The sequence below is a fragment of the Kribbella qitaiheensis genome (genome assembly GCF_042657745.1).
Taxonomy (GTDB): Bacteria; Actinomycetota; Actinomycetes; order Propionibacteriales; family Kribbellaceae; genus Kribbella; species Kribbella qitaiheensis.
Genome location: NZ_JBHSKE010000010.1, coordinates 13,377 through 34,087, shown reverse-complemented (window position 1 = coordinate 34,087; position 20,711 = coordinate 13,377). Strand labels below are relative to the sequence as shown.

Here is a 20,711-nt window from a genome sequence, read left to right as displayed (position 1 = left end):
ACCCCGGCACCTGCACGGACCCCGGCACCTGCACCGACCCGAGCACCTGCACGGATCCGAGCACCTGCACCAACGACCCTCAGGCCTGCTCGAACGACTCCTACCTAGTCGTACTCATCAGGGCGCCCCGACCGTGACCTCGCCTTTGTCCTTCTGCTCGAACTGGGTCCGGTGGAGCTCCTCGTAGCGACCCGCGGCGGCGAGGAGCTCGGTGTGGGTGCCTTGCTCGACGATGCGGCCGTCCTCGATCACGAGGATCTGGTCGGCGGCGCGGATCGTGGAGAGCCGGTGCGCGATCACCACGGCCGTCCGCCCCACTAGCGCCTCACCCAGAGCAGCCTGCACTGCCGCCTCCGACGTCGAGTCGAGCGAGGCGGTCGCCTCGTCCAGGATCACCACGCGCGGCTGAGCCAGCAGCAGCCGCGCGATCGTCAGCCGCTGCCGCTCACCACCCGACAGCCGGTACCCGCGCTCACCCACGACCGTCTCCAGCTGATCGGGCAACGACCGGATCAGGTCACCGAGCCGCGCCCGAGTGAGTGCTTCCCACAGATCCTGCTCACTGGCCTCCGGCCGAGCGAGCAGCAGGTTCTCGCGGATCGAGTCGTGGAAGAGATGCCCGTCCTGAGTGACCATGCCGAGCGTGTCCCGCAACGACTCCGCCGACAGGTCCCGCACGTCGACCCCCGCGAGCCGCACCGCGCCCGAGTCCACGTCGTACAGGCGGGGGATCAACTGCGCGATGGTCGACTTCCCGGCCCCGGATGAACCGACGAGCGCGACCATCTGCCCGGCCTCCGCACGGAACGAGACGTCGTGCAGCACCTCGACGCCGCCACGCGTGTCGAGCTTCGCGACCTCTTCCAGCGAGGCCAGCGACACCTTGTCCGCCGACGGGTAGGCGAACCTGACGTTCGAAAACTCGACCGACACCGGACCGGCCGGCACCGTCTCCGCGTCCGGCTTGTCCTTGATCAGCGGTTCCAGATCGAGCACCTCGAAGACGCGCTCGAAGCTGACCAGCGCGGTCATCACCTCGAGCCGCGCACTCGCCAGCGCGGTCAAGGGGGAGTACAGCCGGGTCAGCAGCAAGGCCATCGACACCACGGCACCCGCGTCCAGCTGGTCGCGCAGCGCGTAGAAGCCACCGAGGCCGTAGACGACGGCGAGAGCCAGGGCCGAAACCAGGGTCAGCGAGGTGACGAACACCCACTGCACCATCGCGGTCCGTACGCCGATGTCGCGCACCCGGCGAGCCCGGACGGCGAACTCGTTCGACTCACGCACGGGCCGCCCGAACAGCTTCACCAGCGTCGCGCCGGGCGCCGAGAACCGCTCGGTCATCTGCGTGCTCATGGTGGCGTTGTAGTCGGCGGCCTCCCGCTGCAGGCCGGCCAGCCGGTTGCCGATCCGCCGCGCGGGGATCACGAACACCGGCAGGAGGACCAGCGCCAGCAAGGTGATCTGCCAGGACACGCCCAGCATCACGACCAGAGTCAGCACCAGCATGACCAGGTTGCTGACGACGCCGGACAGCGTGTCACTGAAGGCCCGCTGGGCGCCGATCACGTCGTTGTTCAGCCGGGAGACCAGCGCGCCGGTCCGGGTCCGGGTGAAGAAGGCGATCGGCATCTTCTGGATGTGGTCGAACACGGCCGTGCGCAGATCGAGGATCAGCCCTTCGCCGATGCTCGACGACAGCCAGCGAGTGATCAGCCCGAGCCCCGCCTCCGCGACCGCGATCAGCGCGATCAGGATCGCCAACCGCAGCACCAGGCTGAAGTCGTCACCCGCGACGATCGCGTTCACCACCTGCCCGGCCAGCACCGGCGTAGCCACCGCCAGCGCGGCGCCGACGACGCTGAGCACCAGGAACGCGATCAGGTAGCGCTTGTGCGGCCGGGCGAAGGCGAGGATGCGTTTCAGCGTCGCGCGGGAGAACGGACGCTTCTCGTCCTGGGCGTGCATCGCGTGGTACATCGACGTCCACGCGGTCATTTCCATACTCACGGCGACACTCCAGCTAGGTTGGCCAACGTAGAGCGATGGTCCCGCGGACCACCGACACTTTCCGAACGTAGAACCTCAACGTTGCTAGAGGTCAAGCTCACGCCTTTACTGAGTACGCTGTACGGGATAAGCCGTCGAGTGTAGCCAATCCGGGAGAATCGCGCACATGAATCAGGAGTACAGCGGCAGCGGTGACCCCGCCAAGAGCCTGGAACTGCTCTGGGGACTGCAGTCGCGGCCCACGCGCGGACCGAAACCGGCGCTCACCGTCGACGCGATCGTCGAGGCGGGGCTGAAGATCGCCGATGCTGAAGGACTCGCGGCGATGTCGATGCGCCGGGTCGCCGACGAGCTCGGCGTCGGCGCGATGACCCTCTACCGCTACGTCCCCGGCAAGGGCGAACTGATCGACGTCATGCTCGACACCGTGTACGGCGAACTGCCCCGGCGCGAGGTGGACGGCGATTGGCGGGCCAAGCTGGACGAGGTCGCCCGGGAGAACCGCCGGCTCTACCTGAACCACCCGTGGCTGCTCCAGGTCGCCACCAGCCGGCCGCCGCTCGGCCCGAACCTGATGGCGAAGTACGAGTACGAGCTCAGGTCCGTCGAGGGGATCGGCCTGACCGATGTGGAGATGGACGCCGCCATCGCCCTGGTGAACGGCTACGTCCACGGCGCGGTGCGCAGCGCGATCGAGGCCGCTCAGGTGATCCAGCGCTCCGGGATCACCGACAAGCAGTGGTGGCTGGCGCACGAGCCGCTGCTGGAGAAGATCGGCGACGCCGCGAAGTTCCCGCTCGCCGCCCGGGTCGGATCCACCGTCGGCCAGGAGTTCGACGCGCCGTACGACTCCGAACACAGCTTCGAGTTCGGCCTCGCCCGGGTGCTCGACGGAATCGCCGCGCTGCTGCGGAGCCGGTGAATGCAGTTGTGAGTGAGTACTCACTCAGTTAACCTCGATCAAGTGAGCCCACGAGCGACACCGCTACCCCCCGACGAACGGCGCGCCGCGCTGGTCGCCGCGACGCTGCCGTTGCTGGAGCGGTACGGCCGGGACGTGAGCACCCGGCAGATCGCCGAGGCGGCGGGGGTGGCCGAAGGCACGATCTTCCGCGCGTTCGGCAACAAGGAGGCCCTGATCGATGCCGCGATCAGGACCGCGTTCGAGCCCAGCCCGCTGATCAAGGAGCTCGAGGCGATCGACACCACCCTGCCGCTGCGGGAGCGGCTGATCGCCGCCATCGACGTGAGCCAGGTCCGGTTGGCCCGGGTCTTCAAGCTCTTCATCGCGCTGCGGATGCAGCGTCCGCCGGACTGGAAGTCCGATCCGGAGGACGAAGCTCGCCGCAAGGCCGACGAGCAGCGCAGTACCGAGGCCTTCGTCGCCCTGATCAGACCCGACGAGCACCTGCTGCGCCACTCCGCGGAGGAGGTCGCCCGCCGGCTGCGGCTGATCACCTTCTCCGCTACCCACCCAATGATCTCGGACGGTCGGCCGCTGACCGCCGAGGAGATCGTCGACTTCGCGCTCGACGGTGTCCGCAAACACGAACCTGGGGACCACTGATGCTGCTTCGCCTGTTGCGTACGCACCTGCGTCCGTACGCCGGCAACCTGTCCATGGTCGTCGTCCTGCAACTGATCGGGACGATCGCCTCCCTCTACCTGCCCAGCCTGAACGCGGACATCATCGACAACGGTGTGGCCCAGGGCGACACCGCCTACATCGTCCGCACCGGCGGCTGGATGCTCGGCGTCAGCGTGGTGCAGATCGTCTGCACCATCGCCGCGGTGTACTTCGGCGCCAAGACGGCAGCGCTGTTCGGCCGCGACGTCCGGGCCGCGGTCTTCCACCGGGTCGGCGAGTTCTCCGCCCGCGAGGTGAACCAGTTCGGCGCGCCGACGCTGATCTCGCGCAGCACCAACGACGTGACCCAGGTGCAGATGCTGGTGGTGACGACCTGCACGATGCTGGTCGCCGCCCCGATCACCATGGTCGGCGGCATCTTCATGGCGGTCCGCGAGGACGTCGGGCTGTCCTGGTTGGTGGCGGTCGCCGTACCGTTACTGGCGGCGTCGATCGGCCTGATCGCCAGCCGGATGGTGCCGCAGTTCCGCAAGATGCAGGTGAACATCGACTCGGTCAACCGGGTCCTGCGCGAGCAGATCACCGGTATCCGGGTGGTCCGCGCCTTCGTCCGCGAGCCGCACGAGGTGGAGCGGTTCGCCGAAGCGAACACCAACGTCACCGACACCGCGATCCGGGCCGGCCGGCTGATGGCGCTGGTGTTCCCGGTGGTGATGCTGATCCTGAACATGTCCACCGTGGCGGTGCTCTGGTTCGGCGCCTCCCGGGTGGAGAGCGGGGCGATGGAGGTCGGCGCGCTGACCGCCTTCATCAGCTACCTGATCCAGATCCTGTTCTCGGTGATGATGGCGACCTTCGTGATGATCATGGTGCCGCGGGCCACGGTCTGCGCGGACCGGATCACCGAGGTGCTCGGCACCGAGTCCTCGGTGCGGCCGCCGGTCACCCCGATCAAGGACTTCGTCGGCCGCGGCGAACTCGCCTTTGAACACGCCGGCTTCCAGTACCCCGGGGCTGCCGAGCCCGTACTGCGGGACATCACCTTCACCGCGTCCCCAGGCAGGACGACCGCCATCATCGGCAGCACCGGCGCGGGTAAGACCACGCTGCTGTCGCTGGTGCCGAGGTTGTTCGACGCCACCGAGGGCCGAGTGCTCGTGGACGGTATCGACGTGCGCGACATCGAGCCGGACGCCCTTTGGGAGCGGATCGGCCTGGTGCCGCAGCGGCCGTACCTGTTCTCCGGGACGGTCGCGAGCAACCTGCGCTACGGCAACCCCGACGCCACCGACGAGGAGTTGTGGGAGGCGCTGGAGATCGCGCAGGGCCGCGGCTTCGTCCAGGCGATGGCCGAAGGGCTGGACGCGCCGATCTCCCAAGGCGGCACGAACGTGTCCGGCGGTCAGCGGCAGCGACTGGCGATCGCCCGGGCACTGGTGCGCAAGCCGGAGATCTACCTGTTCGACGACTCGTTCTCGGCGCTCGACCTGTCCACCGACGCCAGGCTGCGGGCCGCGCTCGCACCGGTGACGGCCGACGCGTGTGTGGTCATCGTGGCGCAACGGGTGTCGACGATCATCGACGCCGACCAGATCGTGGTGGTCGAGGACGGCGCGGTCGTCGGCAAGGGTACCCATGACGAACTACTCGAGACCTGTCCGACGTACGTCGAGATCGTCGAGTCCCAGCGGTCCGCGGAGGAAGCAGCATGAGCGACGAGAAGCAGACGCCGCCCGCCGCGGCCTCGGTCAACGGCCAGGCCGCCGCGCCCGCCGAAGGTGGTGAGGCAGCGGCGACGGTGAAGGCCACCGAGCGGCCGACGACCGGGCGTGCGTTCGGCCCGCCCGGCGGCATCCCCGGCGACAAATCGATGAACTTCGGGCCGTCGGCGAAGCGACTGCTGCGCCGGTTGCGCCCGCACCGGGTACAGGTCGGCGCGGTGGTCCTGCTGGCGATCGGCAGCGTCTCGCTGGCCGTGCTCGGCCCGAAGATCCTCGGCCGTGCCACCGACATCATCTTCGCCGGCGCGATCGGCAAGCGGCTGCCGAGCGGGGTGAGCAAGGAGCAGGTGATCGAGCAGACCCGCGCGGCCGGCAACGGCCGGCTCGCCGACCTGCTCGGCGGGATCGATCTGATCCCGGGCGTCGGCATCGACTTCGATGCCCTGCGCAACGTCCTGATGCTGGTGCTGGCCCTCTACGTCGGGTCGTTCTTCCTGTCCTGGATGCAGGGTTACATTCTCAACGGCATCGTCCAGCGGACCGTCTACGAGCTGCGCTCCGAGGTCGAGGACAAGCTCAACCGGCTCCCGCTGAGCTACTTCGACGGCGCGCCGCGCGGTGAGCTGCTCAGCCGGGTCACCAACGACATCGACAACATCTCGACCAGCCTGCAGCAGACGCTGAGCCAGCTGCTCACCTCCCTGCTGACGGTGATCGGCGTGGTCACGTTGATGTTCGTGATCTCGCCGGAGCTCGCGCTGATCGCCCTCGTCACGATCCCGGTCTCGATGGTGCTGACGGCGGCGATCGCCAAGCGCTCGCAGACCCGGTTCGTCGCCCAGTGGCGGCACACCGGAGCGCTGAACGGCCAGATCGAGGAGGCCTTCACCGGCCACGAGCTGGTCAAGGTGTTCGGCCGGCAGAAGGAGATCGAGGAGAGCTTCGCGAAGAAGAACGAGGAGCTCTACCAGGCCTCCTTCGGCGCGCAGTTCATCTCCGGCCTGATCATGCCGTCGATGATGTTCATCGGGAACCTGAACTACGTGGTGATCGCGGTGATCGGCGGTCTGCGGGTCGCCTCCGGCACGATGTCGCTGGGTGACGTCCAGGCCTTCATCCAGTACTCCCGCCAGTTCACCCAGCCGCTCACCCAGGTGGCCTCGATGGCGAACCTGCTGCAGTCGGGGGTCGCCTCGGCTGAGCGGGTGTTCGAGGTACTGGACGCGACCGAGCAGGTGCCGGACGATGCGACGCCGGCGAAGGTGCTGGAGTCGCGCGGCCGGGTGGAGTTCGAGCACGTGTCGTTCTCCTACACCGAGGACAAGCCGCTGATCACCGACCTGAGCCTGGTCGCCGAACCAGGTCAGACGGTCGCGATCGTCGGCCCGACCGGGGCCGGCAAGACCACCCTGGTCAACCTGATCATGCGGTTCTACGAGCTGAAGGGCGGCCGGATCACGCTCGACGGCGTGGACATCACCGAGCTGACCCGGCACGACCTGCGCGCCCGGATCGGCATGGTGCTGCAGGACACCTGGCTGTTCGGCGGCACGATCCGCGACAACCTCATGTACGGGAACCTGAAGGCGACCGAGGAGGACATGCTCGCGGCGGCGAAGGCGACGTACGTGGACCGGTTCGTGCATAGCCTGCCGGACGGGTACGACACGGTGATCGACGAGGAGGGCAGCAACGTCAGCGCTGGTGAGAAGCAGCTGCTCACCATCGCCCGGGCGTTCCTGGCCGATCCGCAACTGCTGATCCTCGACGAGGCGACCAGCTCCGTCGACACCCGGACCGAGGTCCTGGTGCAGCGGGCGATGGCGGCACTGCGGTCGGACCGGACCAGCTTCGTGATCGCGCACCGGCTGTCCACCATCCGCGACGCGGACCTGATCCTGGTGATGGAGAACGGCTCGATCGTCGAGCAGGGCAACCACCAGCAGCTGCTGGCGGTCGACGGCGCCTACGCGCGCCTCTACAACGCCCAGTTCAGCGGCGCCCTCACCGGCGTCGACGAGGAGGAAGGCGTCACGGCCCCGGCCTGACCCGACGGAGAGGGGGCGCCACCAGGTCTGGTGGCGCCCCCTCTTTCATCCCCTGTACTCCGAGCCCGGTCTTGTCTCTCAGTCCTTCGGCGTGACGAGCTCCGGCTTGAGGGCGAGCAGAACGCCGAGCGTGGCGTACCCGATCAGCAGGTGGCCACCGCCGACCCACCGGCTCGCGGCGTCGCCGAAGACGACCATCGCGGGAATCGTGACGAAAGCCCAGCTCTCGGCGACCAGCGGCCACCAGCGCAGCACGCCCCGCCAGCGTCCGGTGATCGCGAGCTTGATGCCGATCACCATCATCCCGATCATCGACAGTGGCCAGCAGAAGTCGAGCACGAGCAGCCAGGTGGCGTCCTGCAGGCTCCCGGGCAGCACTCCGTGCAGCAGCGACCAGATGCTCGCCAGTCCGAGGATCACGGCCTCGACCTTCAGCATCGCGACCGCCGGCCGCGACAACCCGGTGGCCCTAGTCCGGAACTGGATCGCCAGCAGGCAGAACAGCCCGAGCTGGAACGCGAGCCCGGTCAGGTCGCCGATCCGCTCCTGCACGCCTTCGTTCACGGTGGCGAACGCGAAGATGCTCGCCGCCCAGGTCAGCGTGCCGGCAGTCAGCCCGAGTCCGAGCCGGCGGATCCTCGTGAGCTCGGCCGCTCCGGAGCGCAGTACTCCGGACCCCGGCAGCCCTGCGCTCTGGAGCCCTGCGCTCGGGAACGCTGCCTCCGATCCGGCGGTCAGGTCGACGTCGGTCCTGGCCCGCGCCGGTGTTTCGGTCATGACGGTTCCTTCCTCCCCTGGAGCACAGGCTGTGCCCCCTGACCAGAACTCTCGGCGCCGATGCGACCCGGGCGGCAGGGCCGCTGGTCCTCCGTGTACGCCCGAAGTTGTCCCGTCCGGATCCGGGACAACTGACCCGCGACGACGGGACAGGAACTGGGTGACAATGCAACGGTGACCGAGGTGGGGGAGCCGCGCTGGTCCACACGCGCGGGTTGGGTACCGGTGGCGCTGGCGACGGCCGCGCTGCTGATCTCTGCTGCGACCGTGGTGCTCGACCTGCTCAACCGTGGCGGTGTGCCGGCAGCCGCCGAGCTGGACTCAGGCTGGGCCGCGGTGCTCTCGGGACTCGCCCAGACGATCCCAGGCCTGCTACTTCTCAACAGACTGCCCCGACATCCAGTGGCCTGGATTCTGACGATCTCGGGCCTGCTGTGGATCGTGGACGGCTTTGCGTCCAGCTGGGCGGCGTACGCGATCTATACGAACCCCGGGCTGCCCGGTGCCGCAGCGGCGTACTGGTTCTACTCCCGGTTCGGCGCCGTGTTGCTGCTCGGTCTGCCGCTGCTCATCCTGCTCTTCCCCGACGGCCGGCTGGTGACCGCGCGGTTCTGGCGCTGGCTGTCGATCACGAGCCTGGCGCTGACGGCTCTGCTTCCGCTGGTCCTGATCGTGGTGCCGATGGAGGTCATGATCCGGTACCACGACGCGACGCTGCCGCCGGAGATCACCAGCCTCGCGCTGGACCCGTTCAGCATCAACCTCCCGTACGAGGTGTGGCAGCCGGTGCTGGCCGTCGCCTATGCGGCGGTGCTCGTGAGCCTCGTCGTCCCGTTCGCGGTCACCGTCCACCGGTACCGCGCGGCGTCGGCCGATCGCCGCGCGCAGATCCGCTGGCTGATGTGGGCCGCCCTGGTGGACATGTTCGTGCTCCTCATCCCGTTCGAGAACCCGCCCGTCGTCTCGAGCCTGCTCTTCGGCCTCGCCATCGCTCTCACCTCGGCGGCGATCGTCGTCGCCGTCACCAAACACCGCCTGTACGCCGTCGACCGGTTGCTCTCAGCAACTTTCCTGTACGGCGTGCTGGCGCTTCTCGTGGTGGCGGTGGATCTCGCCGTATTCGCGGTGGCGGGTGGCGTCCTCGGGGAGCGGGACGCGGCGCTGGCGGCGATCGCCGTCGTGGCTGTGATCTATGCGCCGCTGCGGAGTCGTTTGTGGCGGGCGGTGCGACGGCTGGTTCGCGGATCCCGGGACGATCCCTACGCAACTGTGTCGGCGCTGGCCGAGAGGCTCGAGTCCGCGGCCGATCCCGACGAGCAACTGCGCGCGGTGGCTCGGACGTTGGCCGAGGCGTTCCGGCAGCCCTATGTGCGGGTCGAGATCGAGCGGTCGAGCGGGCAGTTGGCGATCGTCGAGCACGGCCGCCAGTCCGGCCAGACGATTGCCCTACCGGTCGGCTATCGGGGTTCGTCCGTCGGCAGGCTCGTGATCTGCCCGGGCGATGGAACGGCCCTGTCCGAGCGGGACCAGCGGCTGCTGGGCGACCTGGTCAGGCAGGCAGCCGCTGCGGCTCATGCCAGTGAGCTGAGTACCGAACTACAGCGCGGCCGGAGTCGCCTGGTGGCGGCTCGCGAGGAGGAGCGCCGCCGGATCAGGCGAGACCTGCACGACAGCCTCGGACCGAGTCTCGGTGCGGTGGCGCTGCGGATTGAGACCGCACGCAACTTGGCCGGGTCTGCTCCTGAGAAGGCCGACGCGATGCTGGAACAGGCGACCACTGAGGTGGCTGCCGCCTTGGCCGATGTCCGGCGGCTCGTGCACGACCTGCGGCCGCCCGCGCTGGACGAACTCGGTCTGGTCCGGGCGATCGAGCAGCAGGCCGAGCGCTTCCGCCTCGGCGGTCTCCAGGTCTCCGTGGATGGCTCGCCGGGAGCACTACCCGCAGGCGTGGAAGTCGCCGCGTACAGGATCGCGTCGGAGGCGCTGACCAACGTGGCTCGGCATGCCGCCGCCTCGCGGTGCGACATCACCGTGCGGCTGGCGGACGGTCCGGCGCTGGAGGTGACCGTGGCGGACGACGGCGTCGGGATCGGTGCGGACGTGGTGGCCGGTGTGGGGATGCTGTCGTTGCGGGAGCGGGCCGCGGAGCTCGGGGGAGTCTGTAGTGTCACCTGTCCGGCGGAGGGCGGCACCGTCGTACGGGTCCGGTTGCCGCTCGACGCGGTACCGGAGGTCGCGCATGTCTGAGGCGGTGCGGGTCATGCTGGTCGACGACCACCCGGTCTATCGGGACGGTCTGGCCGCGCTGTTGGGATCGCTCGACGGCGTCGAGGTGGTCGGGACAGCCGCTGATGGGCTCGAAGCTGTCCGCCGGGCCGCGGAGTTGCAGCCGGATGTCGTGGTGATGGACGTGCAGATGCCGGAGCTGGACGGGATCGAGGCGACCCGGCGGATCACGGCCGACAGCCCGCACGTCGGTGTCGTCGTGCTGACGATGGCCGAGGAGGATCAGACGCTGTTCGCCGCGATGCGGGCCGGGGCTCGCGGTTATCTGCTGAAGGGTGCGAACCAGGCGGAGATCGTGCGCGCGATCACCGCGGTCGCCCAGGGCGAGGCGATCTTCGGGCCTGCCGTGGCGCGCCGGGTGGCGGAGTTCTTCGCCGGTGCGCCGGTGGCGACCGAGCAGAGCGTGTTTCCGCAGCTCACCAGCCGGGAGCGGGAGGTGCTCGCACTGGTCGCGGCCGGCAGTTCGAACGCCCAGATCGCCGCCGAACTTTTCCTCTCACCCAAGACCGTCCGCAACAACGTCTCGAACATCTTCGCCAAACTCCATGTTGCCGACCGTGCCGAAGCCATCATCCGGGCCCGCGACGCCGGCCTCGGCCGTTAGGTCATCTGTTTTTGACTGGCCGATACAGGCGATTCGGCGCTACGCCGAGACGAAGGCGACCAGACAACTCGAGGTACTGGCCGAGGGTGGTTCGGTTCGCGAGCGGCTCCGCGACTTGATGCTTGGCGTGATCGAGACCGATCTAGCCGATCCGGGCCGGCGGGGTTGCCTGGCCCTGAACGCCGCGACGGAGACGAGTGGACGCACGGGCGAGGTAGCGGGACTGGTACATCAACAGTTCGCGGACCTCGAGGAAGCGCTGGCTCAACTGATCGCCATCGGCCAGCGGACCGGGGAGTTGTCCACGGACCGCCCACCGCTCCAGGTCGCCCGCGCGTTCCAGAGCGCGTACTACGGGCTCCGTGTCCTCGCGAAGGTCACGTCCGACAAGCGGGCACTGGTCGATGTCGTGGACGGATCGATCGCGGCTCTCTGACGCTTCCTTCCTGCTGGAGGCGTTTCCGTCTGCCGTGGTTTTGTACTGGACGATCAAATATGAGTGAGGGAACGGATGAGCTCGAGGGAACCTGTCCTGCCCGTCAGCGTGCTGTCCCTGATGGTGTGCGTCTTCGGCGTCACCACCGGCGAGATGGTGATCGCCGGGATCCTGCCCGCGGTCGGGGGCGATCTGGGGGTCTCGATCCCGGCCGCGGGGCTGCTGGTCACCGCCTACGCGCTCGGCATGATCGTCGGCGGACCGTTGCTCACGGCAATGACCGCGGGCGTCGCCCGGAAACTGTTGCTCACCGTGCTGCTGGCCGTCACGATCGCGGGTAACCTCGCCTCCGCGGCGGCCCCGATGTACGGCGTCCTGTTCGGCGCCCGGGTGGTCACCGCGCTGGTGACCTCGACCTTCTTCGCCAACGCGATCGTGATCGCGGCGTCGGCGGCCGCGCCGGGCAAGCAGGCCTCGACCGTGTCCAAGCTCGCCCTCGGGATGAACCTGTCGATGATTGTCGGCGCGCCGCTGGGCACCCTGATCGGCACCACCTTCGGCTGGCGATCCACCTTCCTGTCCATCGCGGGTGTCTGCGTGGTTGGCCTGCTACTGGTCCTGCGACTGGTTCCCGCCGGTCAGTCGACGGGGAGGACGTCCGCCCTGGCCGAGCTCAGAGCCTTCCGCGATCGCGAGGTACAACTCGCGATCGCCATCACCGCGGTGGCCAACATCGGTCTGTCACTCTGGCCGGCCTCGGGCTCACCGCCTACGCAAGCTCCAGTGCCCGCCAGAGAAGGGCCATGAGCTTGATCGACGGCTAGGCGGGAGTCGTCGGGAGGGAGCGGAGCCGGAGCGCGAGAGCCCAGTCCTGGTCGTTCGAGAGTGGGTCAGGGCGATCCGCTGGTCGGCCGTCGATACAACTGGGGAACACATAGGCGCAGGTCGGGAAGTCTGCTGCGGCGAAGTCGGCGAGCGAGGCGTCCCAGATTCGTCGTACCTGCTCGGCGGAGGCCTCGCTGGTCGCCCAGTCGGGCAGGGCCGACAAGGCCGTCGCGGTCACGACGCTCCAGTAGTGCGGGAAGACATCGCCCCAGAGCTTCTCCCGGCCGAACCAGTAGCCGTCCCAGTGGCGGATCGGGACCGAGTTGAGCCGGATGTGCGGTTGTGGTCCACCGAAGGCCATCAACCAGCGGACGGCGTTCGCCAGTGCCGCGCGGTGCTCCTCATCGTCTGGCCGACCGTAGAGGGCGAGCAGGGTGACGAGCGGGGACACGATGGTCTGCTCGTAGTTCACCTCGTGCGCTACCAACTCCATGCCCTGGCTGACGAACCAGTCGGTGGAATCGCGCAACAGCTGCTCCACCTCGTCGGCCAAGGCGTCGTTCCCGGCTTGCCTGCAGAGGCCGGCGACACGGCGCGCGGCCTCGGCCCAGCCGATCGCGAGGAAGTGAGTGCCGCCTCGCTCGGCCAGACGATGCAGGATCCGTACGGCGAGGTCGAGGTCTTCGGACCGGCCGAACATCACCGCGTGATCGGCGAAGAAGTGCGCCAGCCACGGGTAGTTGTAGAGCCGGGATCCGTCATGAGCGCCGACGCTGCCACGGAGGACCGTGCCGTCCGCCTCGATCAGATGAATCCGCGCGAAGCGCGCGTAGCCGTCCAGCGCGGCCGCGGACTCCTCGGCGTCAACCCAGCCGAGGCGCCGGGCCTGCTGGAGCAGGACTGCCATACCGACTCGCTCGGCTCCGTCGGTCCAGTCCGGCCAGTCGGGTGAGTGCATGGTCAGCCCGGTACTGCTGTCGACCGGCAGGAACGCGAATCGCCGCAGCCCGTCGGCCCGCTGATCGCGATGCGCGGCCAGCAGCACGCGGACCCGACGACGGACGATCGCCTCGAGACCGTCGATGAAGAGCACCATCGTCCGCGCCGCACGACCACTCTCCTCGACCACATCGACGATGGCCGTCCCCGCATGCGATCGCTCGAGTCGTACTGCGCTCCCGTCCGTAGCGACCGGCACTCCGTCCATGGCGACCGTGGCGGGTCGTTGGAGGACGCCGGTGATTGCCTCGTCGGGGCCGGCACTGTAGCTGTTGAAGGAGATCGGGGGATCGGTCGTGGCGAGGAAGGCCGCGCGGTTCTCGTGGAAGCCGACGGTCCAGCTCCAGGACAGCGCCTCGCCTGGCGGAACGGTGTAGACGGGTTGGCCGCCGTTGGCTGTCGGGTTCCTCGCATGGTCGGTTGGCTGGAGCATGAGGTGGCCGCGGATGTTCGAGCCGGTATCGGGATTGCGCGACTCGACCGAGTACGACCACAGGGCACCCTCGCGCAGCGTCAACCCGAGCACAGGTCCGAGGCCGTCCATCGGCTCGGCCAGCACCCAGGCCCAGGATCCGCCGGTCCAGACCTGGGCGTGGCAGGCACGTTCGAGACTGTCCTGCGCCGAGTCGTAGACGTCGCGCCACGGAGTGGAGATCGCCAGGCTCCGTACTTCGACCGGTGCCGCCCCGCGATTCCACAGCTCGTAGGTCTCGGCCAACTCCGCACCACCGCGTCGGGTGACCACCAGTTCGAGACTGTCTCCGAGCTTCGTGTGCGTCGTCAGCTCACCACGGCCTTCAATGACGGAGTCCGGTGCACCCCACCGGAACGTGCCGTGATCCGTGATGACGAAACCGCGACCCCAGCGATGCAGCACGGTGTGCCAGCGATCGGCGCCCTCCTGCAGCAGCCAGGGCGTGGTCGGCCGTCGCGGATGCCGGAACGCGAAGGGCGCTCCGTCCAGCCGATCCAGCTCCACCTGGCCGACCCCGACATTCAGACGATCGGCCCTGCCTCGTTCTTGTCGTCCACGGTCAGCTTGCAGCGGAGATCAGCCGCGCGCCAGACGGCGTATGGCGAGCTCGGCGAGCAGGGCGGACGCGTCGGGGAGGACGGAGTCGTCGAAGTCGGCGAGCGGGGAGTGGTTGTCGGCCGCGTTCTCCGGGTCGGCGGCACCGCAGGCGCTGAGGTTCACGTAGGCGCCCGGGACCTCGTTCAGCACGTACGACATGTCCTCCGCACCGCACTCGGCGTGCGCGCGCTCACGGAACCGCTCGGCGCCGAACAGGTCGACGATTGCCTGCTGGGCGAACAGGTACTCGGTCTCGTCGTTGACCGTCACCGGATAGCCGACCCGGTAGTCGGCCTCGGCGGTCAGCCCGTGCGCGGCGGCCAGGTTCTCGATCAGCCGGACGCTCGCCTCCTGCATCCTGGCGCGGGACTCGGCGGAGAACATCCGCACGGTCGCGTCGAAGAACGCGTCGTCCGGGATGATGTTCTCCTTCGTGCCGCCGGAGATCCGGCCGACCGTGAGCACCACCGGGTCGAAGACGTCGAACTGCCGGGTCACCATCGTCTGCAGCGCGACCACCATCTCGCAGAGGACGGGGATCGGGTCCTTTCCGCGGTACGGCTCGGAGCCGTGCGCCCCGGCGCCGACGACCCGGACGCTCAACTGGTCCGCGGCGGCCATCAGCGGTCCGGCCTTGCTGCTCCAGACACCGAGCGGATCGCCCGCCGACTGGACATGCAGGCAGTACGCCGAGTCGACCCGGCGACCCGCGGACTCCAGCAGACCCTCGCGGATCATGATCGGCGCGCCACCGGTGGTCTCCTCGCCCGGCTGGAACATGAAGACCACGTCACCGGCGAGCTGGTCGCGCAGGTCGTGCAAAATCTTCACCGCGCCGACGAGTCCCGCGACGTGCAGATCGTGGCCGCAGGCATGCATCAGCCCCGGATGCGTCGAGGCGAACGGCACGTCGACCCGCTCGGTCACCGGCAACGCGTCCATGTCGCCACGCAGCAGCACGACCGGACCGGGGCCGCCACCGCCTCGCAGTACGGCGGTCACCGAGGAGAGCTCCTTGCCCAGCGTGATCTCGAGGTCGAGTCCCTCGAGGGCTTCGAGGATCAGTCCCTGGGTCTTCGGCAGATCGAGGTCGAACTCGGGCACCTGGTGCAGGGCCCGGCGCAGTTGGACGATCTCGGTGCCGTAGCGCTGGGCGAGTTCGAGGGTGCTGATCACGCGTTTCCTTCCGGGTTCTTCGGGCCGAGGTCGAGCGCGGCCATCACTCGCTGGGCGCTGCCGCCGAGCTCGAGCAGCTCGACCAGGTCGAGCCACCGCTCCGGGTCCGCCACCTCGGTCGGCAGGGTCGCGTCGAAGGTGCCGACCGGCGCATCCGTCGCCACGGCGACCACCTTGGGGGCCACGTCGAGGTAGTCGCTCGCCTCGATGATCTTGCGTTTCACCGCCGGCGACATCGGCGTACCGGGGTCGGCCGCGGCGGCACGGATCGCGTCGAGGTCGCCGTACGTCGTGATCAGCGAGGCGGCGGTCTTCTCCCCGATGCCCTTCACCCCGGGCAGCCCGTCGGAGGCGTCCCCGCGCAGGGTGGCGTAGTCGGCGTACCGGCTGGCGGGGATCTCGTACTTCGCCAGCAGCGCCTTCTCGTCGAGCACATCGGCCCGGCCGACGCCCTTGGCCGCGGTGTAGACGATGCGGATGCCGCGGGAATCGTCGATCAACTGGAACAGGTCGCGGTCGCCGGTGACCACGTCGACCGGCATCTTCGAGCGGTGCGACAGCGTGCCGATCACGTCGTCGGCCTCGTGGTCGGCCGCACCCACGATCGCGATGCCGAGCGCCTCCAGCGCGGCCCGGATGTAGGGCACCTGGACCTCGAGGCGGTCCGGCACGTCCTCTACCTGGTCGCCGCCCGAGGTGACGAACTCCACCCGCTGCGCCTTGTACGACGGGATCAGCGCAACCCGCCACGAAGGCCGCCAGTTGTCGTCCCAGCAGGCCACCAGATGTGTCGGCCGGTGGTTCTCCACCAGCCGTGCGATGAAGTCGAGCAGCCCCCGGATCGCGTTCGTCGGCGTCCCGTCGGCAGCCTTCATCGTGTCCGGCACCCCGAAGAACGCCCGGAAGTACAGCGAAGCCGTATCCAGCAACATCAACCGCTGTCCGGCAGCGGACCTCGTCTCACCCATGCCGCGATGCTTTCACAACCCGCGGACACTTGCCGATCACCATCGCCGGGGGATACCTGCCGGACCGGGCGATCGGCGCTGTCCACGGGCGGATCGGCGGATGCCCGGCAAGGGTTTCCCAGAGTAGGGTCTGCGGAATGGAGGATCTGGATCGCAGGATCGTGGCGTTGCTGGCGTCCGACGGGCGGATGAGCTTCACCGACCTGGGCAAGGCGACCGGGCTGTCCACGTCGGCGGTACACCAGCGGGTCAAGCGGCTGGAGCAGCGCGGCGTCATCCTGGGGTACGCGGCAACCATCGACCACACCGCGCTCGACCTGCCGCTGACCGCGCTGATCTCGATCCGCCCGATCGACCCGTCCCAGCCGGACGACTCACCCGAGCGGCTGCGGGACGTCCCGGAGATCGAGTCCTGCTACTCCGTGGCCGGCGACTCCAGCTACATCCTCATCGTCCGGGTCGCCACCCCCGCGGCCCTGGAGAACCTGCTCGCCGTGATCCGCGCCCGCGCGAACGTTTCCACCACTACCACGATCGTCCTCAGCACGCCGTACGAACGCCGCCCACCGGCCCTCTAGTTGGTGATCCGGCGGACCGCCACCACTCAGCAACCTCCCCGCTAGTACACGGACGCGGCGTCGCCAGGCGGCGCGCCCGGGATTTGTGTGTGGTTGGTGAGTGCTGGCGGTCCGGGCTACCCACTAACCGTCACGCCCGTCCAGGCGGCTGCTCCGCGGAACGCCGGTGGCGGGTCCGAACACCCGGCCCGCAGCCGAGGTCTGCCGCCCGAAGGTTGCCGTCGGCACGCACCAGGTCGGCGAACAAGGTGACCATCGCCTTCTCCCACGGATGCCCCGGCAACTGGTCCTTGAACAGTGCGGCAAGGTGGTCGGTCACCGGCCAGACTCTAGTCAGTCGGGGAGCTGTGGCGCTGGTGCTCGGTCCCGGTGTCGAAGTACTCGTCGAGGTAATCCTCAGGCGGGAGATCGCTGTCGCGGATCAGCGAGAACACCTCGACGCCCGGCACGATCTTGTCCACGTCGTCGCCGAGGAAGAAGCACTGCGCCAGGCCGAGATACGCCCAGTCGGTGTCCTCGATGTACTCGAGTGCCTCTCGCTCGGCCAGCTCGATCGCGGAGTCGAAGTCGTCGGCCCGCCACAACGTGACCCGCTCCTCGTACGCCGAATCAGCGTCCCGCCCCTCATCGAGCCGGAACACACACCTGACGCTGTACCACCCCATTGAACCCACTCCCCGCCAGCGCCGTCCACTGTCCGACGACACCCACTCCCCGCCAGCGCCGCCGTCCCCTGTCCGACGACACTAGTGCCCCTCACCCGCAATCCGCACGTTATCTCCGGCGCCCAGGCACGCACCTCGCGGCGTTGGAGCAAAGAACGAGATGGAAAAGCATCGAGTCCTTCGCTCCGCCTTGCGATGCACGCACCTGGACACCGGAGCTAACGCACGGATTCCGGGTGAGGGGCACTAGCGGGAAACCATCAGCTGATGTGCAGCAGTTTCTGGGACTCGGCGGCGTTGCGGGAGGCGGCGGCGCGCTTCTCGGCTTCGGCTAGGGAGTCGCCGGCGTGCTGCTTCCACCAGTTCTGACCCTCGGTCGGGAGGGTGTCGATCGGGTCGTAGTACTCGTAGGTGCGGTTCAGGGCCTCGGGGTCCTGCCGCTCGATGCCGGTGCGGTAGTTCTTCTTCCAGTAGGAGACACCGCGGACCTCGTCGTACTCCGACAGTTGGTGCACCCAGCGCTTCCCGACGTACGGGACGTCGCAGACGATCCGGGGGGTCGCGAAGCCGGGGAGGTAGCCGAGGATGCCGTGCTGCAGGTGCTGCGCCTCCTTGACCGACACCCGCCAGTGCTCGGAGAACGGGATCATGTCGCACATGTAGAAGTAGTACGGCGTGATGGTGGCGCCGTCGAGCAGCGCGAAGCACAGGTCCAGCAACTGCGGCACGGAGTCGTTGACGCCGCGCATCAGCACCCCCTGGTTGCGCACGTCGCGCAGGCCGGCCTCGAACATCGCCTTGGTCGCTTCGGCCACCAGCGGCGTGACCGACTGGGCCGCGTTCACGTGGGTGTGCATCGCGATCATCACGCCGCGCTGCCGGCCGAGCTGGGCGACTCGCTCGACACCCGCGCGGACGTCGTCGGCGAGCCAGTGCTGCGGCATCCCCATCAGGGCCTTGGTGGCCAGCCGGATGTCGCGGATGTTCTCGATCTCCAGCAGGCTGGTGAGGAACGACTCCAGTCGCGGCCAGGGCATGTTCGCCACGTCGCCACCGGACACCACCACGTCACGGACGCCCGGCGTACGGCGCAGGTAGTCGAGCATGTCGTCGAGGCGCTGCTGCGGCTTGATCGTGAACTTCAGCTTGTCGATCACCGGCGTCGAGTTCCCGACCAGGTCCATCCGCGTGCAGTGCCCGCAGTACTGCGGGCACGTCGGCAGGATCTCCGCCAAGACCTTGGTCGGGTACCGGTGGGTCAACCCCTCCGTGGCCCACATCTCGTGCTCATGCAGGGAGTCCCTCGTCGCGTGGGGATGCGACGGCCAGTCAGCGCGGCGGTCACTGAACATCGGCAGCATGTAGCGGCGAACCGGATCGGCGTAGAACGCCTCTGTGAAGGTCCCGGCGTAGTCATCGTCGGGGACGATCGTGTTGAGCATCTGGGGCGGCAGGAGCATCGACATGGTGGCGCGCTCGGCCTGGTCGCGGGCCAGGTCCTCGTAGACGCGCTCCTCGAGCAGGTGGCCCATCACCTCGCGCAACTGCTTGACGTTCTTCACGCAGTGCGAGCGCTGCCACTGGGCGGACCGCCATTCCTCGGCGGTCACGTCTTTGAAGCCGGGGATCCGGGTCCAGTCAGGCTCGACCAGTTCGGCCCGGGTATAGGCGTACGGCTGCCCGTTCAGTTCGGCAGCAGCAAGCTCCGGGCTGATCAGATCGGTCACGAGTCCTCCTGGGGGCTCCACGATGGCGTCTGTGTCATGTGAGGATAGCGATAGAACTTATGGTAGATCCATTAGAACACCGCAAGATTTCCTCCCTGTATCAGCCACAGTAGTATTTTGCCCGGCTCAACCGAAGTCTGGCCACATTTGCCCCAAGGAGGCCCCGTGTCGGACACTCCCGGTTCGCCGGTAGGACTGCACCGTGTGATCGAGCCCGCCGGCGTGTTGCCGCAGGCGGCCCAGCGGCTGGACGCGCGGGCCGAGCTGTGGCCGGACGAGGTGCGGATCTCGGTCGAGCGGCTCAACCTGGACGCGGCGTCGTACCGGCAGTTGGCCGAGGCTCACGGGGGAGACGGTGATGCGGTGCGAGCGGCCGTGCTGGAGATCGTCCGGATGCGCGGCAAGATGCAGAACCCCGTCACCGGCTCGGGCGGGATGCTCGTCGGCGTCGTTGACGAGGTCGGCCCCGAGTCGCCCCTCGGAGTACAGAAGGGTGACCGGGTGGCGACGCTGGTGTCGCTGACGTTGACGCCGCTCCAGATCACCGACGGCCTGGCCGACTGGGACGGGCGCGGCGAGCAGGTCCCGGCCGCCGGACACGCGATCCTCTTCGCGCGATCGATCGTTGCCAAGCTCCCGGACGACCTGGTTCCCGAGCTCTCGCTCGCGGTGATGGACGTGTGCGGAGCGCCCGCGCTGACCGCTCGCGTAGTACAACAGTATGTCGACAAAGACATAAAGCCTGTCGTGTCAGTTATTGGCGGCGCAGGTAAAAGCGGGTCGTTGTCGCTCGCGGCGGCGCGTCGTGCGGGGGCCGCCCGGACGATCGGCATCGTGCCGATCCAGGCCGAGGCGGATCGCCTCACTGCCGCGGGTCTGGCCGACGTCGTCGCGCTCGCTGATGCTCGTGATCCGGTCGCGCTGGCGAAGGCCGTGGAGGAGGCCGGGGGACCGGCGGACATCACTGTCGTCTGCGTCGACGTGCCCGGCTGCGAGCATGGCGCAGTACTGTCGACGGCCGCCGGCGGCACGGTGATCTTCTTCTCGATGGCGACCTCGTTCTCGGCCGCCGCACTCGGTGCCGAGGGACTGGCCGCGGACGTCACGATGCTGGTGGGCAACGGATATGTGCCCGGTCACGCGGACTACGCGATCGACCTGTTGCGGTCCGAGCCGGGCGTGCGCAACCTCTTCGAGGGCAGGCTGAAGGCGGAGGGGCAGGATTAGCCCT

At 68.5% G+C, this 20,711-nt stretch carries 18 protein-coding genes; 10 read left to right on the top strand and 8 right to left on the bottom strand.

The genetic code is table 11. The features are described 5' to 3' along the window. Window positions 1–117 precede the first annotated feature (117 nt). Window positions 118–1,998 (bottom strand): ABC transporter ATP-binding protein, encoded by a 1,881-nt coding sequence (locus tag ACFPJ1_RS11200; protein ID WP_380103570.1) that lies wholly within the window; start codon window positions 1,996–1,998, stop codon window positions 118–120. Window positions 1,999–2,176: 178 nt separating this feature from the next. Between ACFPJ1_RS11200 and ACFPJ1_RS11195 the strand changes: the two genes are divergently transcribed. From ACFPJ1_RS11195 to ACFPJ1_RS11180, 4 genes are read left to right on the top strand one after another with little or no spacing between them, the layout of a single operon-like run. After that, a complete protein-coding gene (locus tag ACFPJ1_RS11195) occupies window positions 2,177–2,932 on the top strand; it encodes a TetR/AcrR family transcriptional regulator (RefSeq protein WP_380103465.1) in 756 nt (251 codons plus the stop codon). A gap of 42 nt (window positions 2,933–2,974) precedes the next feature. Continuing rightward, window positions 2,975–3,577, top strand: coding sequence for a TetR/AcrR family transcriptional regulator (locus ACFPJ1_RS11190; RefSeq protein WP_380103464.1), 603 nt, complete (start codon window positions 2,975–2,977; stop codon window positions 3,575–3,577). Continuing rightward, complete coding sequence (locus tag ACFPJ1_RS11185; RefSeq protein ID WP_380103463.1) at window positions 3,577–5,310, top strand: ABC transporter ATP-binding protein; 1,734 nt, start codon at window positions 3,577–3,579, stop codon at window positions 5,308–5,310. The genes ACFPJ1_RS11190 and ACFPJ1_RS11185 overlap by 1 nt, the downstream gene beginning before the upstream one ends. Then, window positions 5,307–7,367 carry an ABC transporter ATP-binding protein gene (locus tag ACFPJ1_RS11180; RefSeq protein ID WP_380103462.1) on the top strand — a complete coding sequence of 687 codons (2,061 nt, stop codon included), beginning with the start codon at window positions 5,307–5,309 and terminating at the stop codon, window positions 7,365–7,367. The genes ACFPJ1_RS11185 and ACFPJ1_RS11180 overlap by 4 nt, the downstream gene beginning before the upstream one ends. A gap of 78 nt (window positions 7,368–7,445) precedes the next feature. On the opposite strand, the gene ACFPJ1_RS11175 is transcribed toward ACFPJ1_RS11180, so the two are convergent. Beyond that, on the bottom strand, window positions 7,446–8,144 hold the full coding sequence (locus tag ACFPJ1_RS11175; RefSeq protein WP_380103461.1) for a hypothetical protein: 699 nt from the start codon (window positions 8,142–8,144) through the stop codon (window positions 7,446–7,448). 174 nt (window positions 8,145–8,318) lie between these two features. Here ACFPJ1_RS11175 and ACFPJ1_RS11170 point away from each other — a divergent pair, with 174 nt between their 5' ends. The 4 genes from ACFPJ1_RS11170 to ACFPJ1_RS11155 all read left to right on the top strand — a co-directional run bounded on the left by ACFPJ1_RS11170 (window position 8,319) and on the right by ACFPJ1_RS11155 (window position 12,277). After that, window positions 8,319–10,391 carry a sensor histidine kinase gene (locus tag ACFPJ1_RS11170; protein WP_380103460.1) on the top strand — a complete coding sequence of 691 codons (2,073 nt, stop codon included), beginning with the start codon at window positions 8,319–8,321 and terminating at the stop codon, window positions 10,389–10,391. After that, window positions 10,384–11,034, top strand: a complete 651-nt coding sequence (locus ACFPJ1_RS11165) for a response regulator transcription factor (protein WP_380103459.1) — start codon at window positions 10,384–10,386, stop codon at window positions 11,032–11,034. The genes ACFPJ1_RS11170 and ACFPJ1_RS11165 overlap by 8 nt, the downstream gene beginning before the upstream one ends. Beyond that, window positions 10,976–11,470 carry a TetR family transcriptional regulator C-terminal domain-containing protein gene (locus tag ACFPJ1_RS11160; protein ID WP_380103457.1) on the top strand — a complete coding sequence of 165 codons (495 nt, stop codon included), beginning with the start codon at window positions 10,976–10,978 and terminating at the stop codon, window positions 11,468–11,470. Before ACFPJ1_RS11165 ends, ACFPJ1_RS11160 begins: the two co-directional genes overlap by 59 nt. 75 nt (window positions 11,471–11,545) lie before the next feature. Beyond that, entirely contained in the window at window positions 11,546–12,277 is a 732-nt protein-coding gene (locus tag ACFPJ1_RS11155; protein ID WP_380103456.1) for an MFS transporter, read from the top strand. Between the two features lie 13 nt (window positions 12,278–12,290). On the opposite strand, the gene ACFPJ1_RS11150 is transcribed toward ACFPJ1_RS11155, so the two are convergent. The 3 genes from ACFPJ1_RS11150 to ACFPJ1_RS11140 all read right to left on the bottom strand — a co-directional run bounded on the left by ACFPJ1_RS11150 (window position 12,291) and on the right by ACFPJ1_RS11140 (window position 16,474). Further along, window positions 12,291–14,273, bottom strand: a complete 1,983-nt coding sequence (locus ACFPJ1_RS11150) for a hypothetical protein (protein ID WP_380103455.1) — start codon at window positions 14,271–14,273, stop codon at window positions 12,291–12,293. Window positions 14,274–14,345: 72 nt separating this feature from the next. Continuing rightward, window positions 14,346–15,542 carry a M20 metallopeptidase family protein gene (locus ACFPJ1_RS11145; RefSeq protein ID WP_380103453.1) on the bottom strand — a complete coding sequence of 399 codons (1,197 nt, stop codon included), beginning with the start codon at window positions 15,540–15,542 and terminating at the stop codon, window positions 14,346–14,348. Continuing rightward, entirely contained in the window at window positions 15,539–16,474 is a 936-nt protein-coding gene (locus tag ACFPJ1_RS11140) for a 5'-3' exonuclease (protein WP_380103569.1), read from the bottom strand. Before ACFPJ1_RS11140 ends, ACFPJ1_RS11145 begins: the two co-directional genes overlap by 4 nt. Before the next feature lie 173 nt (window positions 16,475–16,647). Between ACFPJ1_RS11140 and ACFPJ1_RS11135 the strand changes: the two genes are divergently transcribed. Continuing rightward, window positions 16,648–17,088: an Lrp/AsnC family transcriptional regulator gene (locus ACFPJ1_RS11135; RefSeq protein ID WP_132192114.1), complete on the top strand. Its 441-nt coding sequence runs from the start codon at window positions 16,648–16,650 to the stop codon at window positions 17,086–17,088. A gap of 130 nt (window positions 17,089–17,218) precedes the next feature. Here ACFPJ1_RS11135 and ACFPJ1_RS11130 read toward each other — a convergent pair whose 3' ends face one another. From ACFPJ1_RS11130 to ACFPJ1_RS11120, 3 genes are all read right to left on the bottom strand, one after another. Continuing rightward, window positions 17,219–17,407, bottom strand: coding sequence for a hypothetical protein (locus tag ACFPJ1_RS11130; RefSeq protein ID WP_380103452.1), 189 nt, complete (start codon window positions 17,405–17,407; stop codon window positions 17,219–17,221). Window positions 17,408–17,417: 10 nt separating this feature from the next. After that, window positions 17,418–17,753 (bottom strand): DUF4288 domain-containing protein, encoded by a 336-nt coding sequence (locus ACFPJ1_RS11125; protein WP_380103451.1) that lies wholly within the window; start codon window positions 17,751–17,753, stop codon window positions 17,418–17,420. A 260-nt stretch (window positions 17,754–18,013) separates the two neighbouring features. Beyond that, window positions 18,014–19,480: a KamA family radical SAM protein gene (locus ACFPJ1_RS11120; RefSeq protein ID WP_380103450.1), complete on the bottom strand. Its 1,467-nt coding sequence runs from the start codon at window positions 19,478–19,480 to the stop codon at window positions 18,014–18,016. A 165-nt stretch (window positions 19,481–19,645) separates the two neighbouring features. Between ACFPJ1_RS11120 and kdd the strand changes: the two genes are divergently transcribed. Then, the gene (gene kdd / locus ACFPJ1_RS11115) at window positions 19,646–20,707 is read left to right on the top strand and encodes an L-erythro-3,5-diaminohexanoate dehydrogenase (protein WP_380103449.1); all 1,062 of its coding nucleotides are present in this window, start codon (window positions 19,646–19,648) and stop codon (window positions 20,705–20,707) included. Window positions 20,708–20,711 lie beyond the last annotated feature (4 nt).